General features: G+C 64.3%; 12 protein-coding genes. 9 read left to right on the top strand and 3 right to left on the bottom strand.

What is annotated here, in order from left to right; all coding sequences use genetic code 11:
- Positions 1-21: 21 nt before the first annotated feature.
- The 5 genes from PXK07_RS06855 (at position 22) to PXK07_RS06835 (ending at position 4,461) form a co-directional block, all read left to right on the top strand.
- Complete coding sequence (locus tag PXK07_RS06855) at positions 22-1,083, top strand: C4-dicarboxylate TRAP transporter substrate-binding protein (protein ID WP_274847460.1); 1,062 nt, start codon at positions 22-24, stop codon at positions 1,081-1,083.
- Between the two features lie 126 nt (positions 1,084-1,209).
- Entirely contained in the window at positions 1,210-1,722 is a 513-nt protein-coding gene (locus tag PXK07_RS06850) for a TRAP transporter small permease (RefSeq protein ID WP_274847459.1), read from the top strand.
- Positions 1,722-3,062, top strand: coding sequence for a TRAP transporter large permease (locus tag PXK07_RS06845; protein ID WP_274847458.1), 1,341 nt, complete (start codon positions 1,722-1,724; stop codon positions 3,060-3,062). Before PXK07_RS06850 ends, PXK07_RS06845 begins: the two co-directional genes overlap by 1 nt.
- A gap of 18 nt (positions 3,063-3,080) precedes the next feature.
- Positions 3,081-3,905 carry an IclR family transcriptional regulator gene (locus tag PXK07_RS06840; RefSeq protein WP_274847457.1) on the top strand — a complete coding sequence of 275 codons (825 nt, stop codon included), beginning with the start codon at positions 3,081-3,083 and terminating at the stop codon, positions 3,903-3,905.
- Between the two features lie 124 nt (positions 3,906-4,029).
- Positions 4,030-4,461 carry a PaaI family thioesterase gene (locus PXK07_RS06835; RefSeq protein ID WP_274847456.1) on the top strand — a complete coding sequence of 144 codons (432 nt, stop codon included), beginning with the start codon at positions 4,030-4,032 and terminating at the stop codon, positions 4,459-4,461.
- Positions 4,462-4,483: 22 nt separating this feature from the next.
- Here the strand turns inward: PXK07_RS06835 and PXK07_RS06830 are convergent, their stop codons facing one another.
- The 3 genes from PXK07_RS06830 to PXK07_RS06820 are packed head-to-tail and all read right to left on the bottom strand — an operon-like array spanning position 4,484 to position 8,775.
- Positions 4,484-5,692, bottom strand: coding sequence for an efflux RND transporter periplasmic adaptor subunit (locus tag PXK07_RS06830; RefSeq protein ID WP_274847455.1), 1,209 nt, complete (start codon positions 5,690-5,692; stop codon positions 4,484-4,486).
- 7 nt (positions 5,693-5,699) lie between these two features.
- The gene (locus PXK07_RS06825; RefSeq protein ID WP_274847454.1) at positions 5,700-8,063 is read right to left on the bottom strand and encodes an ABC transporter permease; all 2,364 of its coding nucleotides are present in this window, start codon (positions 8,061-8,063) and stop codon (positions 5,700-5,702) included.
- A 4-nt stretch (positions 8,064-8,067) separates the two neighbouring features.
- Positions 8,068-8,775 carry an ABC transporter ATP-binding protein gene (locus tag PXK07_RS06820; protein ID WP_274847453.1) on the bottom strand — a complete coding sequence of 236 codons (708 nt, stop codon included), beginning with the start codon at positions 8,773-8,775 and terminating at the stop codon, positions 8,068-8,070.
- Between the two features lie 195 nt (positions 8,776-8,970).
- On the opposite strand from PXK07_RS06820, the gene PXK07_RS06815 reads away from it, so the two are divergent.
- The 4 genes from PXK07_RS06815 (at position 8,971) to PXK07_RS06800 (ending at position 14,470) form a co-directional block, all read left to right on the top strand.
- Positions 8,971-10,593, top strand: coding sequence for an acyl-CoA synthetase (locus tag PXK07_RS06815; protein ID WP_274847452.1), 1,623 nt, complete (start codon positions 8,971-8,973; stop codon positions 10,591-10,593).
- A 251-nt stretch (positions 10,594-10,844) separates the two neighbouring features.
- Complete coding sequence (locus PXK07_RS06810) at positions 10,845-11,870, top strand: BMP family protein (RefSeq protein WP_274847451.1); 1,026 nt, start codon at positions 10,845-10,847, stop codon at positions 11,868-11,870.
- A 16-nt stretch (positions 11,871-11,886) separates the two neighbouring features.
- Positions 11,887-13,431 carry an ABC transporter ATP-binding protein gene (locus tag PXK07_RS06805; protein ID WP_274847450.1) on the top strand — a complete coding sequence of 515 codons (1,545 nt, stop codon included), beginning with the start codon at positions 11,887-11,889 and terminating at the stop codon, positions 13,429-13,431.
- Positions 13,421-14,470: an ABC transporter permease gene (locus tag PXK07_RS06800; RefSeq protein ID WP_274847449.1), complete on the top strand. Its 1,050-nt coding sequence runs from the start codon at positions 13,421-13,423 to the stop codon at positions 14,468-14,470. The genes PXK07_RS06805 and PXK07_RS06800 overlap by 11 nt, the downstream gene beginning before the upstream one ends.
- Position 14,471 lies beyond the last annotated feature (1 nt).

Raw genomic sequence — 14,471 nt, 5'->3', positions numbered from 1 at the left:
TATCTCTGGGAGGAGACCATCATGAAGACCCCTTTTAAATCGCGCCTGAAATCCGCCCTTCTGCCTGCGGCCCTGATGGCCTTTGCCGGTGTAGCCTCGGCTGAAACCACGCTGATCCACGGTGAGGCCGGTCCGAATCGCGGCGCCCGCGCTGCAGCGCTGCAGTGGTTTGCCGACAAGGTTGGCGAATCCTCGGGCGGCGACCTGAAGATCGATGTGCAATGGGGCGGCGCCCTGTTCAAGGCCAATGCCGCGGTGCAATCCATCGGCGACGGCGTTGCGGACCTCGGCACTGTGATCGCGGTCTATTACCCGCAGGAGATGCAGTCCTACGGCATCGCGGATCTGCCGCTCGACAACCCCGACGCCTGGGTCGGCATGCGCGCCACGGACGAGCTGATGCGCTCTTCCCCGGTCATCGCCGAGGATCTGGCCAAGAAGAACCTGGTTTACATCGGCACCTTCACCACCTCGGCCGTGCATATCGGCTGCACCGGTGACGCGATCCGCTCGGTCGCGGACATCAAGGACCGCAAGATCCGCGGCACCGGCGCCTATGGCAAGGTGTTCGGCGAACTCGGCGGCAACATGGTCAACATGAGCATCTACAAGGCCTACCAGGGTCTGGACACCGGCCTTCTGGACTGTTCGCAGGGCTATTCCTACGCGGTGACCGCGCTGAAGCAGCAGGAGGTGATGGAGAACTACACGCTGCTGAACTGGGGCCAGGTCGGAGCCGTCGGCATCCTGATGAACAAGGATGTGTTCGACAGCCTGTCGGGTGAACAGCAGCAGGTGCTGCTGGACTCCGGCCGTGGCATGGCGGATGAATTCGGCCGCCTGATCACCACCGCGAACGATGCCGCAATCGAGACCATGAAGGAAAAGGGCATCGAGGTCATCACCCTGCCCGAGGAAGAGCGCGCTCAGCTGGTGGCCGCAGGCGGCAAATACATCGACGCCTGGGTCGAGCAGATGAACGCTGCGGGCATGGATGGCGCCGCCCTCCTGGCGGAATACCGCGGCCTGATCGCCAAATACACCGAAGAGCGTGACAGCAAGGGCTACCCCTGGGCGCGCTGAAACAGGTCTTAGGTCCCCCCTCCTCAGTCTCGGTGGCCTGTCCACCTCGGGGGGCCTATCCTTGCAGGGGCTGGCCGTGTGCCGCCCCTGTTCTTTTCCCAACTGCCTGACAGATAAGAGACGCCAATGCTGAAAGCGCTGGAAAGCTTCCTATTGAACCTCGCGGTGGCTGCCGTCATCGCCCTGGGTCTGTTGATCACGGCCAGCGTTGTCTCGCGCGCCCTGTTCAACTTTGCCCTGCCCGACACGATCATCATCGTGCGCGAGTTGATGGTCGCCGCCATCGTTCTGCCGCTCGCCGCGGCGACGCTGGCGCGCAGCCATGTGGCGGTCGAGTTCATTGCCGCCAAACTGCCTCATCGGGCACAGGCCTGGCTGGCGGTGTTCGGTTCGCTTGTGGGGCTGTTTGCGCTGATGCCGCTGATCTACGCAGGCGGGCGCGAGTTCGCGCATACCTTCACCTCGGGCGGGTTCTTCTATGGCGATCTGGAGCTGCCGAAATGGCCCGGACGCCTCGTCTTCCTGCTTGGGATCTCGCTGTGCTGGCTGCGCCTTCTGGTGCTGGTGGTGCAGGATATACGCGCGATCCGCACAGGTGATTTCAACTTTGTCGACACACATGCAGAGGGTTTGGACTGATGGACGCCTCAACAATCGGGCTGATTGCCTTTGCCGCCGTTCTGATCCTGCTGGCGCTGCGGGTGCCGATCAGTTTCACCCTTGCAGGCGTCGCCGCCGTGGGCACCTTCTGCATCTTCGCCTTCCGCACCGGCACCTTCATGCCGGAACGCGCGATCAAGGCCACCACGTCGATGGTCTTCTCCAACTCCTTCGACCTGATCCATTCCTATGACCTGTCGATGATCCCACTGTTCATCGCGCTGGGGCATGTGGCCTACAAGGCTGACATCACCACCCGGATCTACCACGCGGCGCGGGTCTGGCTGTCGGCTGTGCCCGGCGGCGTTGCCATGGCCTCGGTCATGGGCTGTGGCGGCTTTTCCGCCATCACCGGATCGTCGATCGCCTGCGCCTCGACCATGGGGCGGATCTGCACGCCGGAAATGCTGCGCATGGGCTATGACAACCGCCTGGCCACCGCTTCGGTCGCCGCCGGCGGCACGCTGGGATCGCTGATCCCGCCCAGCGTTCTCTTCATCATCTACGGCATCTTCACCGAAACCTCGATCAACAAGCTCTTCGTGGCGGGCATCCTGCCGGGGCTGCTGACGCTGGCGGGCTTCGTTCTGGTGATCTATCTCTGGGTCAAGCGCGACCCCGCCTCGGCCCCCGTTGACACGAGCGAAATCACCTACGGCGAGCGCTTCCGTGCCGCCCTTCTGGCCTGGCCCGCGCTGGTCTTGTTCCTGGTGATCATCGGCGGCATCTACGGCGGCATCTTCACCGCGACCGAGGCCGCTGCCGTCTGCCTCAGCGCTGCCGTGCTGATCGGTATCGCTCAGCGCAAGCTGACGATGGCCTCGATCTGGGAAGCCTTCCGCGAGACCTGCCTGCAGACCGCCTCGATCTTCTTCATCGCGGCCGGGGCCAAGATCTTTGTCGCCTTCGTGGCCCTGACCGGCGTGGCCCCCGCCATTGTCGATGTGGTCACCGCAGCCGAGCTCTCGGTGTTCTGGCTGATGCTGTCGATTGCGCTGATCTACCTGCTTCTGGGCATGTTCCTGGATCCCATCGGGATCATGGTGCTGACCCTGCCGCTGATGGTGCCGCTGGTGGAAACCTACGGGTTGGACCTGATCTGGTTCGGCGTGGTGGTCATCAAGCTCCTGGAGATCGGCCTGATCACCCCGCCCGTGGGCCTCAACGTCTTTGTCATCGCCAATGTGGTGGGCAAGGAGGCGCCGATCGACCGGATCTTTGCCGGGATCGCACGATTTTTGTCCGTGGACGTGATCGTTCTGATCCTTCTGATGGTCTTTCCCGCGATTTCATTGCTTCTACCGAACTCAATGATGTAATCCGGTCTGAACCAAAGCATGACGGGAACGACAGATATGGCCAAGGAAGCCCCGACCGATCGCCGGTTCGCCACCACCCTGGCGCGCGGGATGAGCGTGTTGCGCGCCTTTCGCCCCAGCGACGATGGGCTCAGCAACCAGGAACTGTCCGAGCGCACAGGCCTGCCGAAATCCACCGTCTCGCGGCTGACCTTCACGCTGCAGACGCTGGGATATCTGTCGCACGGGCACCGGCATGACCGCTACCGCCCCGGCCCCGCCCTGCTGGCGTTGGGGAATGTCGCCTCGGCCTCGGTGTCTTTTGTCGATACGGCCACGGATATCATGCAGCCCCTGGCGGATGAGACCGGCACCCTGGTGCTGATCGGGGTGCGGGACGAGCAGAAGATCCTGCTGACCAAGACCTGGCGCCCGCATCAGGCCTCTTCCATCTGGCTGGAGGTGGGACACCGCATTCCGCTGACCCATTCGTCATCGGGGCAGGCCCAGCTGGCGGCCCAGTCCGACCGGGAGTTCGCCGCCTATCTGGAAACCTACGGAGACGCATTGGAGGAAGCTGATGTCACCGTCACCGGCCTGCGCGAGGATGCCTATTCGCAACTGGTGGCACGGGGCTTCGTGATCGCGGGGCACGGGCTGCGCTATGCCAGCACGGTCAACGCCGTTTCAGTTCCGTTCCGCAGCCATGAATTCGACGAACCCGTCGTCTTTACCTGCGGTGCCACGCCCGAAATGCTGAGCCAGGAGCGGATGGAGGCCGAAGTCGGACCGAAACTGCAGGCCGCCGTGCGCAACCTCGAGCGGATGACCGGCAAGAGCCCGGCCCTGGTGCAACGGGGATAAGCCAGGCCACAGCCAGCAACCGCGCATTTCAATTCCGTATCGCTCTCGTATCGGGGGCCATAGTGACCGCCGTCTGTGCCTGCCCCGGCCAGGTCCCGCGAAGACCATCCAAAAGGAACCGCATATGTCCGCCCCCGACCTGATCATCCACGCAGAAACCGGCCCGCAGCGGCTGATCGGCTATGTGCTGGATGTGAGCAACAGCGCAGGCGACGGCGGCGCACGCTGCTGGCTGGATATCAACGATGGCCACCTGAACCGTCACGGGGTGCTGCATGGCGGTATCGCCACGACCCTGCTCGACAGCGCCAGCGGCGCCACCGGATCGATGAGCGTCGACCCCACCGGCCGCGCGCCCTTTCTGACCATCTCATTGACCACCCAGTTCATCGCGCCCGCCCCCGGAGGACGGGTGACGGCGACCGGTCAGATCACCGGCGGCGGCCGCAGCACCCTGTTCATTTCCGCGCGGCTGGAGGCTGAGGACGGCACCCTGATCGCGACCTCCAACGGGGTCTTCCGGCGGGTGCCGCAGAACCGGCTGCCGCAGGGCTGACCTCCGCCCCCTGTGGCGCGGATCACAGCGCGTCGGGCCTCGGCTCGATCAATGTGCCTTCGCTGATCAAATCCGACGGGTGCAGGATCACCGCATCGCCGGGGGCAAGCCCGTCCAGCACCTCGGCCATGTGATCGTTGCGCCGCCCCAAAGAGACGCGCCGCCGCTGCGCCAGCCCGTCTGCTTCGACAAAGACCGCCCAGTCGGTCCCCCGGCGGAAGACCGCGCTCAGCGGCACCGACAGAACGTCATCGCTTTCCCATTCAACCACGCGCAGGAAGACGGCGAACCCGTCCCCCATCCCAGCGTAATCCTCGGGCGGGGAGGTGAAATCGAGGATCACATCCACCCGCTGCTCCTCGATGCCGAGGGCGGAAACCTTGGTATAGCCGGCCGGTTCGATCCGCCGCACCCGGGCGCCCAGCTCCTGCGCGCCGCCCCAGCGTTCGACGATGGCGCGATCCCCTTCCTTCAGCCGCACCGCATCGGTGGAGAGAAGATCCGCCACGATCTCCAGATCGCCCGGATCGCCAAGCGAGATCAGCCTCGTGCCCGCCAGAACGGTCTGTTCGCTCAAGACATCGACGGTCAGCACCTGCCCCGACATCGGTGCTGTCACCGTCAGGCAGCAGGCGCTGCCCGCCTCGGGTGCACCGGGTTCGATCAGCGCGGCGCGGGCGCGATCCAGGGTGCCCTTGGCCATCTCCAGCGCCGAAACCGCCGCCGTCATCGCGGCGCGGTCGATATGCAGCCTCTGCTCCAGCTCTTCCAGCCGGGTCTTGGAAACCACGCCGCGCTGCACCAATGTGTCGGCGCGATTGAATTCGCTTTCCGACAGGGTCAGCGTTTCCGAGGCCTGGCGCATCTGGCTGCGTGCCACGGCAAGCCCCGCTTCGGCCTCGCGCACGGCGGCCTCGGCCTGGCTGCGGCTGCGCGCATCCAGCAGGTTGGCTGTCGCAGGCTTCAGCACCGCGACCACGGTTTCACCGCCCACCACCACATCCCCCACCCGGACGGGCGCGCGCTGCGCGGTACCGGTGATCGGCGCCGACACATCGTAGATTTCCCGGATCCGGGTCTTGCCGTCGGCATTGACCGTCACCTGCAGGGGACCACGGGCGATCTCGTGCAAATCCACCGCGACCGGCTCGGGGCGTAGGGCGACATATCCCAGGGTACCCGTCACCAGAAGGACCAATCCGGCCATGACAACCGTGCGTGTTCTCAGCATCGTCTCTCTACTCCCGCGTTTTCATGACCTGGACCAGATCCAGCCGGTCCAGCCGCCGCCGCACCACCAGGACCGACACCAGAGCCGCTCCCAGGACCACCAGGCTCGCCGTGGCAAAGCCCGCCGGTTTCAGCACCAAAGGTATCGAATAAAGATCGCTGGCCGAGGTCTCGGCCAGGATCTTGGCGATCCCGGCCCCCAGCACCCAGCCCAGCGGCTGCGCCAGAAGCGCCAGCAACATGGTTTCCCCCACCAGGATGAAGGAGACCTCCCCCCGCGTGAAGCCGAGGATGCGCAGGCTGGCCAGCTCGCGCCCGCGCTCGGACATCTGGATGCGGGCGCCGTTATAGGCTACGCCCACCGTGATCAGCACCGCGATGACGCTGTAGATCGTGCTCATGATGACCACGTTTTCACGGATCGTGTCGCGGAAGGACTGGCGGATCTCGGTCATCATCGATAGGCCGCTCAGCGAGGGCGTCTCCTTCAGCAGCGCATGCAGCTCCGGCAGCGCGTTCGGGTCCAGCCGCAGATGCGCCACGTTCACCCGAGGTGCCTGCCGCAACAACGCACTGAGACTGTCGAGGTTCATATAGGCGCCCAGGCCGAAATACTGTGTCACGATCCCCGAGACCCGCACACTGTAGGTCTCGGCCCGCCCGCCCTTCAGCTCCACATCGATCATGTCTCCGGGCTGCACCATCAGCTGGGTGGCCACCCGTTCCGACAACAGGATCCCGCCTTCGGGCGGCTCCACCACGCGCCCCTCCGCATCCAGGATCCGGGCCAGATCGGCGCCGGGGCGGCGGGCCTCGATCGACAGATCCTTGCTCAGATGGCCATTGCGCAGCACCGCCGCCTGGTAGAACTGCCCCTCGGCCCTGACCACGCCGGGCAGGTTCGCCACATCGGCCAGGGCGGTTTCGGGTATTTCCGGCGAGAAGATCAGCGCCGCATCCTGCCGGTTGGCCTGGTAGAAGGAGGTCTCCATGATCTCATCCAGCGCCCCTTCGATGAACCCCGAGGCCACCAGGACCGAGACCGCCAGCGACAGGCCCAGAATGCTGAGAGCCGAACGGATCGGCCAGCGCACCAGGCTGCGCAGGATCATCATCACCGCCTGCGACGGGCGCAGACGGGTCAGCAGCCGATCAAAGACATTGCGCTTGAACCGGGGCGGTGCGGGCGGTGACATCGCCACCGCCGGGGCCAGCCGCGCCACATGCAGCGCGCTTTGCGCGGCCCCCAGGCCCGCGGTCAGCAGCGCCAGCACCCCCGACAGCCCATAGGCATCCAGCGGCGTGCGGAAGATCAGATAGGGAAACTCGAAGAACTGCGCGTAAAGCTCAGCCAGCGAACGCGCCAGCCAGCTGCCTGTCGCCCAGCCGATCAGGATGCCGAGACCGGCGATCAGCCCCGCCAGCATCAGGTAATGCAGGCAGACCTCGGCATTGGAATAGCCCAGCGCCTTCAGCAGGCCGATCTCGCTGCGTTCCAGCAGGATGATGCGGCCGATCACCATGTTCACAAGAAAGGCCGTGATTCCAAAGAAGATCGGCGGCAGGATCAGGGCGGTATTCTTCAACTGCTTGAGTTCCGCATCGATGAAACTGTCCGAGAGCTGCAGATCGCGCCCATGCGCCCCAAGCCCCCCATAGGGCGCCAGGATATCGTCGATCCGGTCGATCACCTCTTCTTCACGGGTCGCGGGGTCCAGTTTCACCGAAACGCTGTTGAAGGCGCCCTGCATGTCAAAGGCCGCCTCGGCCACGCGATCGGGCAGCCAGAGGATCCCGAAGGTTTCATTGTCCGGCATCAGTGCGCCGGGGCCAAGCGTGTAGATGAATTCGGGCGACAGCACCGTGCCGGTGATGCGCAGCTCGCGCCGGTTGCCATCCAGATTCGCGCTGAAGCGATCACCGGGTTTCAGCCCGTTCGCCTCTGCAAAGGGTTCGTTCACCACCACCTCATCCGAGGCATCGGCCTCAGGCAGGCGCCCGGAGCGCAGCAGCGGCACATTCAACACCGGCCCGCCATTCACAGGCAAGGACAGCACCAAGCCCGTCACCGTCTCCACCTTGCCCGGCAGATCGAGGATCGCGTAATGCTCCACCCGTGCTTCGCCGGCGCGCACTCCGTCGATGGCAAGGATCCGGGTCATCTCGTGATCCGGCACCCGGGTTGCCTTGGCAAAGACATCGGCGAAACGGTTGCGCTCGTAATAGGCCGCGCGGGTGTCGCTCAGCGCCCGCTGCATGCCAAAAGCCATCAGGAGGATCGCAACCCCGCAGGCCAGCACCAGGGCAATCGCCAGGGCCTGCGCCCAGAGGCGGCGGAAACTGCGCAGGAGCTTGAGATCCAGCGCCTCCATCGCCCTACCACTCGATCTCGGCAGGGGCGAGCTGGGTGGCGTTTTCCTCCACCAGGCGGATCTTGCCGTCCTGGAACCAGATCACCCGATGCGCCATCTGCCGGATCGCCGCGTTATGGGTGATCACCACGGTGGTGGTGCCGGTGGTCTCGTTGATGCGCTGCAACGCCTCCAGCACCTGAACGCCGGTCTTGCTGTCCAAGGCGCCTGTCGGTTCATCGCACAACAGGATCTCGGGGCGTTTGGCGATGGCACGGGCAATGGCGACGCGCTGCTGTTCGCCCCCTGACATCTCTGCCGGGAAGTGATCCATGCGGGCGCCCAGGCCGACTTCCTTCAGCGCCTCTTCGGGCGGCATCGGGTTGCGGGCCACATCGGTCACCAGCTGCACGTTTTCCCAGGCCGTAAGGCTGGGCACCAGATTGTAGAACTGAAAGACAAAGCCGACGTGATCGCGCCGATAGCGCGTCAGGCCACGGTCATTCATGCGAGTTAGCTCCTGGTCGCGAAACCAGACCCGACCATCAGTGGCATGATCCAGCCCGCCCAGAATGTTCAGCAGCGTCGACTTGCCGCTCCCCGATGGCCCCAGCAGCACCACCAATTCGCCGGTGAACAGCTCCAGATCCACCCCGGCAAGCGCATGCACCTTCTGGGTGCCGGTGTCATAGACCTTGGTGACACCTTCGGTTTTGAAAACGACGTCTTTCATAATCACCTCTGCCCCAAAGGGATAGGCATGCTGCAATGCAGAGACTTTGACATGGCTCAAGCTGAAACCAAAGCCTGAATTGAAATCCAGCGCGGCGCGGGGGCGGCACGCAGCGTGACAAAGGGATAGAGACTTATAATGCTTGACGAAATCTGGGCAGTTGGCAGGATCGCCGCCAGAACCAGGGAGGAAAACATGACAACACCGGCCCCCGCCGATCCACAGGACTCGCAGCTCTCCGCCACCATCGCCCGCGCGCGCAGCCAGCAGCTGGGCGATCTCTTGCGCCGCAGCGCCGCCCGTACACCGAACAAGACCGCGCTGGTCTTTCGCGGCCAGCGCGACAGTTTCGCAGAGCTTGACCGGCTGGTGAACCGCTGCGCCAATGCGCTGGCCGCACGCGGCGTCACCAAGGGCGACCGCATCGCACTCTTTTCCCATAACAACCGCGCCTTCGTGGTCTTTCGCATGGCGCTGGCGCGGCTCGGTGCGGTGACCACCCCGGTCAATTTCATGCTCAGCGCCGAGGACGTCGCCTATATCCTGGATCATTCCGGCGCCCGGGCCATCATTTCCGAGGACGCCCTTTGCGCCACCGCTGATGCGGCCCTTGCGCAGCTGGATCAGCCGATGCAGTTCCGCCTGTCGATCTCTCATGCAATGGAGAGCCTGCCGACCGGCTGGGAGGCCGCCGAGCCGCTGTTCGACCACGCCGACGATAGCGCGCCCTATGTCGAGATCGCAGGCGATGATCCGATCCAGATGATGTACACCAGCGGCACGGAATCCCGCCCCAAGGGCGCGCTGTTGTCCTCGGATGCGCTTTTTGCCCAATACGGCAGCTGCATCAGCGATGGCGAGATGGCCGCCGACGACATCGAACTCCACTGCCTGCCGCTGTTCCACTGTGCGCAGCTCGACTGCTTCCTGACGCCGGACCTGTATCTGGGCGCGACCAGCATCCTGATGGAGGCCGCGGATCCCGGCAAGATGCTGGAAGCCATCGCCGCCGAGGGCGTCACCAAGCTCTTTTGCCCGCCCACCGTCTGGATCGCGCTGCTGCGCCACCCGGATTTCGACAAGACCGACCTCAGCGCCCTGCGCAAGGGCTACTACGGCGCCTCGATCATGCCGACCGCGATCATCGAGGAACTGACCACGCGCCTGCCGAACCTGCGCCTGTTCAACTTCTACGGCCAGACGGAAATGGCCCCCGTCGCCACCATCCTCCTGCCCCATGAACAGCTGAGCAAGCTCGGCTCTGCCGGGCGGCCCGCGCTCAATGTGGAAACCCGCGTGGTGGATGATGCGGGCAACGACCTGCCCGTGGGCGAGGTGGGCGAGATCGTGCACCGCAGCCCGCATCTGATCCTGGGTTACTACAAGGATCCCGCCAAGACGGCGGAAGCGTTTGAGGGCGGCTGGTTCCACTCGGGCGATCTGGGGCGGTTTGACGAGGACGGCTATCTCTATGTCGTCGACCGCAAGAAGGACATGATCAAGACAGGCGGCGAAAACGTGGCCAGCCGCGAGGTGGAGGAAGCCATCTTCCGCCATCCCGCCGTGGCCGAGGTCGCCGTCTTCGGCGTGCCCCACCCCAAGTGGATCGAGGCGGTGACCGCTATTGTCGTGGCGAAACCGGGCGAGGAGGTCACCATCGAGGCGCTGATGGACTATTGCCGCGAAACGCTGTCCCACTTCAAAAGCCCCAAGCATATCGCCCTGACCGAGGCCCTGCCCAAGAACGCCAGCGGCAAGATCCTGAAACGCGATCTGCGCATCGCCTATGCCGGTGTCTTCGACGGGCAAGACGCCTAGATACGGCTCTGCCCTCCAAGGCCGCGCCCCGGATCCGGGGCGCGGCATATCCCCTAAGCCAACGCCCTTCCCCCATCCGCTCAGCGGCGCGCAAAGTGGCGAAAATTCTTGCAAACGCCCATAATTTGAGCGCAGGCTTCAAAGAATAAGCTTCCAACGTCGGCCCGCTTGTCTGCGCGGGCTAAGATTTTTACCGATTGGACAATGGTCCCGGATTTAACAGGGGCTGATTTCAACAGGGGGATTGTTCCATGAAAGATCAAACCACGGGCGTTCTGTCGCGTCGCCACTTCCTGACCACCAGCGCCGCTGCTGCCTTGACTGCGGGCGCATTGGCCACTCCGAACACCCTGTTCGCGGCCGAGCCTTTGAAGGTTGCGGGCATCTATACCGTACCGGTCGAACAGCAATGGGTCAGCCGCATTCACGTGGCCGCCCTCGCTGCGCAGGACCGCGGCGACATCAGCTATACCTATTCCGAGAACACCTCGAACTCGGACTATTCCCGCGTCATGCGCGAATATGCCGAACAGGGCTACCAGATGATCATCGGTGAGATCTTCGGCGTCGAGGCCGAGGCGCGCGAGGTCATGGCCGACTATCCGGATGTGGCCTTCCTGATGGGCTCCTCCTTCAAGGAAGACGCTGCGATCCAGAACCTCTCGGTCTTTGACAACTACATCCAGGATGCGGCCTACCTGTCGGGTATCATCGCGGGCGCCATGTCGAAATCCGGCAATATCGGCATGGTCGGCGGCTTCCCGATCCCCGAGGTGAACCGCCTGATGCACGCCTTCATGGCCGGTGCGCGCGAGATGAACCCGGAAATGAAGTTCCAGGTCTCCTTCATCGGTTCCTGGTTCGATCCGCCAAAAGCAAAAGAAACCGCCTTCGCCATGATCGAGAACGGCGCCGATATCCTTTATGCCGAACGCTTTGGCGTCTCGGATGCGGCCAAGGAAAAGGGTATTTTGGCGATCGGCAACGTGATCGACACCCAGGCCGATTACCCCGAAACCGTGGTGGCCTCGGCGATCTGGCATTTCGAGCCGACGCTGGATGCGGCCATTGCAGCGGTCAAGGCGGGCTCTTTCAGCGCCGCCGATTACGGGACCTATTCCTTCATGAAGGAAGGCGGCTGCTCGCTGGCACCCTATGGCACCTTCGAAGGCAAGATCCCGCAAGAGGCGCTGGATCTGGTCGCCGCCCGCACCGCCGCGATCAAGGATGGTTCCTACACCGTTGCGATCAACGACGACGAACCCAAATCCTCGTGATCCGGGCTGCGCGTTCATGACACAAAAAGAAAAGGCGCAGGTTGTCCTGCGCCTTGACGGCATCACCAAACGGTTCGGCCCCGTCACCGCCAATGAAGACGTCAGCTTTGCCCTACACCGGGGCGAGGTGATCGCTCTATTAGGGGAAAACGGCGCGGGCAAGACCACGCTGATGAATATCCTTTTCGGCCAATACACCGCCGATGAAGGATCGGTCGAGCTGTTCGGCCAGCCGCTGCCCGCAGGCGATCCGCGCGCCGCGCTGGACGCTGGCGTCGGCATGGTGCACCAGCATTTCACCCTCGCCGGGAACCTGACGGTCTGGGAAAACATCGTGCTGGGGGTTGATGCGCTCAGTACCGCCAGCCTCAAACCCGCCGCCGCCAAGGCCCGCATCCGTGCCCTGTCGGAGCGGTTTCACCTGAAGGTCGACCCCGGCGCCAAGGTGGGCCGTCTCACCGTGGGGGAACGCCAGCGGGTCGAGATCCTGAAGGCCCTGTACCGGGATGCGAAAATCCTGATCCTGGACGAACCCACCGCGGTGCTGACCCCGCAGGAGGCCGACGCCCTGTTCGCCACCCTGCGCGAGGCGATTGCCTCGGGGCTGTCGGTGATCTTCATTTCCCATAAATTGCATGAGGTCATGGCGATTTCCGACCGCGTGCTGGTGCTGCGCCACGGCCGCCTTGTGGCCGAACGCGCCACCACAGATACCCATGGCGAGGAACTGGCCGCGCTTATGGTCGGCGCCGAGGTGAGCGCACCCAGCATCGCACCTGCCAACCCCGGCGCGCCGCTTTTGACCTTACGCGATGTGACCACGCCGGGGGCAGGATCCGCACCGGGCCTTGCCCGCGTCAGCCTTGACCTGCGCGCGGGTCAGATCACCGGGCTGGCCGGGGTGTCCGGCAACGGGCAGGCGGCGCTGTCCGATCTGATCTCGGGCCTCATCGCCCCGGCCAGCGGCAGCATGGAGCTGCACGGAGCCTCTCCAAAAGGCTGGTCGCCCCGCGCCGCCATCGCCAATGGCGTGGCCCGCATTCCCGAGGACCGGCACAAGACCGGCACCATCGCCGATTTCGACCTCACCGAAAACGCCATCCTTGAAACCTATGCCACCCGGTTCAGCTCGCGCGGCTGGCTTGACTGGAGCGGCGCGCGCGCCTTCGCCCAGAAACTGATCGCAGGCTACGACATCCGCTGCCCCGGCCCGGACATCCGCATTCGCCTTTTGTCGGGCGGCAATATGCAGAAGCTGATCCTGGGCCGGGTGCTGGAGGGGGCACCGGACATCATCCTCGCCAACCAGCCGGTGCGCGGTCTGGACATTGGCGCGGTCAACTATGTGCATGAACAACTGGCCAAGGCCCGTGACCGCGGCGCTGCGGTATTGCTGATTTCGGAAGACCTCGACGAAATCATGCGCTTGTCCGATGTGATCCATGTGATCTCCGAAGGGCGGCTCAGCCCGGAATTTGCCCGCGGCACCATGCGCCCCGAGGATCTGGGCCGCTGGATGGCGGGCGAGGGTTTTGAGAAGGGGCATACAGATGCGGCTTGAACCCATAGCAGCGCCCTCCTTCGGGCGGCGCATCCTGCCGCCTGCGCTGGCGATTGGCGCGACCTTTGTGGTGGCGGCGCTTTTGGCGATGATTGCGGGCGGCAATCCATTCGCGGTCTTCGGCCTGATCCTGAAAGGCGCCTTCGGGTCGAAATTCGCCATATTGGAGACGCTCAACAGCGCAACGCCCTTGATCTTTACCGGGCTGGCCATCGCGGTGGCCTTTCGCGCCAAGCTCTGGAACATCGGCGCCGAGGCTCAGCTATACGCAGGCGCGGTGATCACCGTCGTTCTGGGCACCGGTGCCTTGTCCCTGCCCGCGCCGCTGATGCTGGCACTTTGCGCCATCGCCGCCATGCTGGCGGGTGCGCTGATCCTGCTGGGGCCTGCCCTGCTCAAGACCCGGCTGGGCGTTGACGAGGTGGTGACCACGCTGCTGTTCAACTTCATCTTTCTGCTCTTTGTCAGTTACCTGCTCGAAGGGCCGCTGAAAGACCCGATGGGCATGGGCTGGCCTAAATCCGCGCGACTGATCCCTGAGGCCCGCCTGCCCCGCATCGTCGAAGGGCTCCGCCTGCACTGGGGCTTTGCCCTGGCGCTGATCGCCGCCATCGCGGTCTGGGTGATCAACACCCTCACCACGCTCGGCTATGAAATGCGCGCCGTCGGCCAGAACGCCGAGGCGGCCGCATTCGCCGGCATTCCCGTGACCAAAGTCATCCTAAAGACTGCGCTTTTGTCCGGGGGGCTTGCGGGCCTTGCGGGGTTTTCCGAGGTCTCGGGCCTCAAAGGCTCCCTGACGCTCGATCTGTCACCTGGCTTTGGCTACACCGGCATCGTGGTCGCCATGCTCGCGCTCTTGCACCCCCTGGGCGTGGTTGTCGCGGCGCTGTTCGTGGCCGCCATCTTTGTGGGCGCCGACAGCATGAGCCGCGCGGCGGGTGTGCCGAGCTATCTCGCCGATATCATGCTCGCCTCGGCGCTGTTGTTCATGGTGCTGGCGATCCTTCTCACCAAATTCCGCGTGCGGAGGGACTGAC

The sequence above is a fragment of the Phaeobacter sp. QD34_24 genome (assembly GCF_028890115.1).
In the GTDB taxonomy this organism is placed as follows: Bacteria; Pseudomonadota; Alphaproteobacteria; order Rhodobacterales; family Rhodobacteraceae; genus Phycobacter.
Note: the sequence above shows the minus strand (reverse complement) of the source record. Positions and strands in the feature narration are given on the sequence as shown.

What these genes read in the sequence shown, in the direction of transcription:
- PXK07_RS06855 (WP_274847460.1), top strand. Translation starts at nt 22, where the DNA reads ATGAAGACCCCTTTTAAATCGCGCCTGAAATCCGCCCTTCTGCCTGCG.
- PXK07_RS06850 (WP_274847459.1), top strand. Translation starts at nt 1,210, where the DNA reads ATGCTGAAAGCGCTGGAAAGCTTCCTATTGAACCTCGCGGTGGCTGCC.
- PXK07_RS06845 (WP_274847458.1), top strand. Translation starts at nt 1,722, where the DNA reads ATGGACGCCTCAACAATCGGGCTGATTGCCTTTGCCGCCGTTCTGATC.
- PXK07_RS06840 (WP_274847457.1), top strand. Translation starts at nt 3,081, where the DNA reads ATGACGGGAACGACAGATATGGCCAAGGAAGCCCCGACCGATCGCCGG.
- PXK07_RS06835 (WP_274847456.1), top strand. Translation starts at nt 4,030, where the DNA reads ATGTCCGCCCCCGACCTGATCATCCACGCAGAAACCGGCCCGCAGCGG.
- PXK07_RS06830 (WP_274847455.1), bottom strand. Translation starts at nt 5,692, where the DNA reads ATGCTGAGAACACGCACGGTTGTCATGGCCGGATTGGTCCTTCTGGTG.
- PXK07_RS06825 (WP_274847454.1), bottom strand. Translation starts at nt 8,063, where the DNA reads ATGGAGGCGCTGGATCTCAAGCTCCTGCGCAGTTTCCGCCGCCTCTGG.
- PXK07_RS06820 (WP_274847453.1), bottom strand. Translation starts at nt 8,775, where the DNA reads ATGAAAGACGTCGTTTTCAAAACCGAAGGTGTCACCAAGGTCTATGAC.
- PXK07_RS06815 (WP_274847452.1), top strand. Translation starts at nt 8,971, where the DNA reads ATGACAACACCGGCCCCCGCCGATCCACAGGACTCGCAGCTCTCCGCC.
- PXK07_RS06810 (WP_274847451.1), top strand. Translation starts at nt 10,845, where the DNA reads ATGAAAGATCAAACCACGGGCGTTCTGTCGCGTCGCCACTTCCTGACC.
- PXK07_RS06805 (WP_274847450.1), top strand. Translation starts at nt 11,887, where the DNA reads ATGACACAAAAAGAAAAGGCGCAGGTTGTCCTGCGCCTTGACGGCATC.
- PXK07_RS06800 (WP_274847449.1), top strand. Translation starts at nt 13,421, where the DNA reads ATGCGGCTTGAACCCATAGCAGCGCCCTCCTTCGGGCGGCGCATCCTG.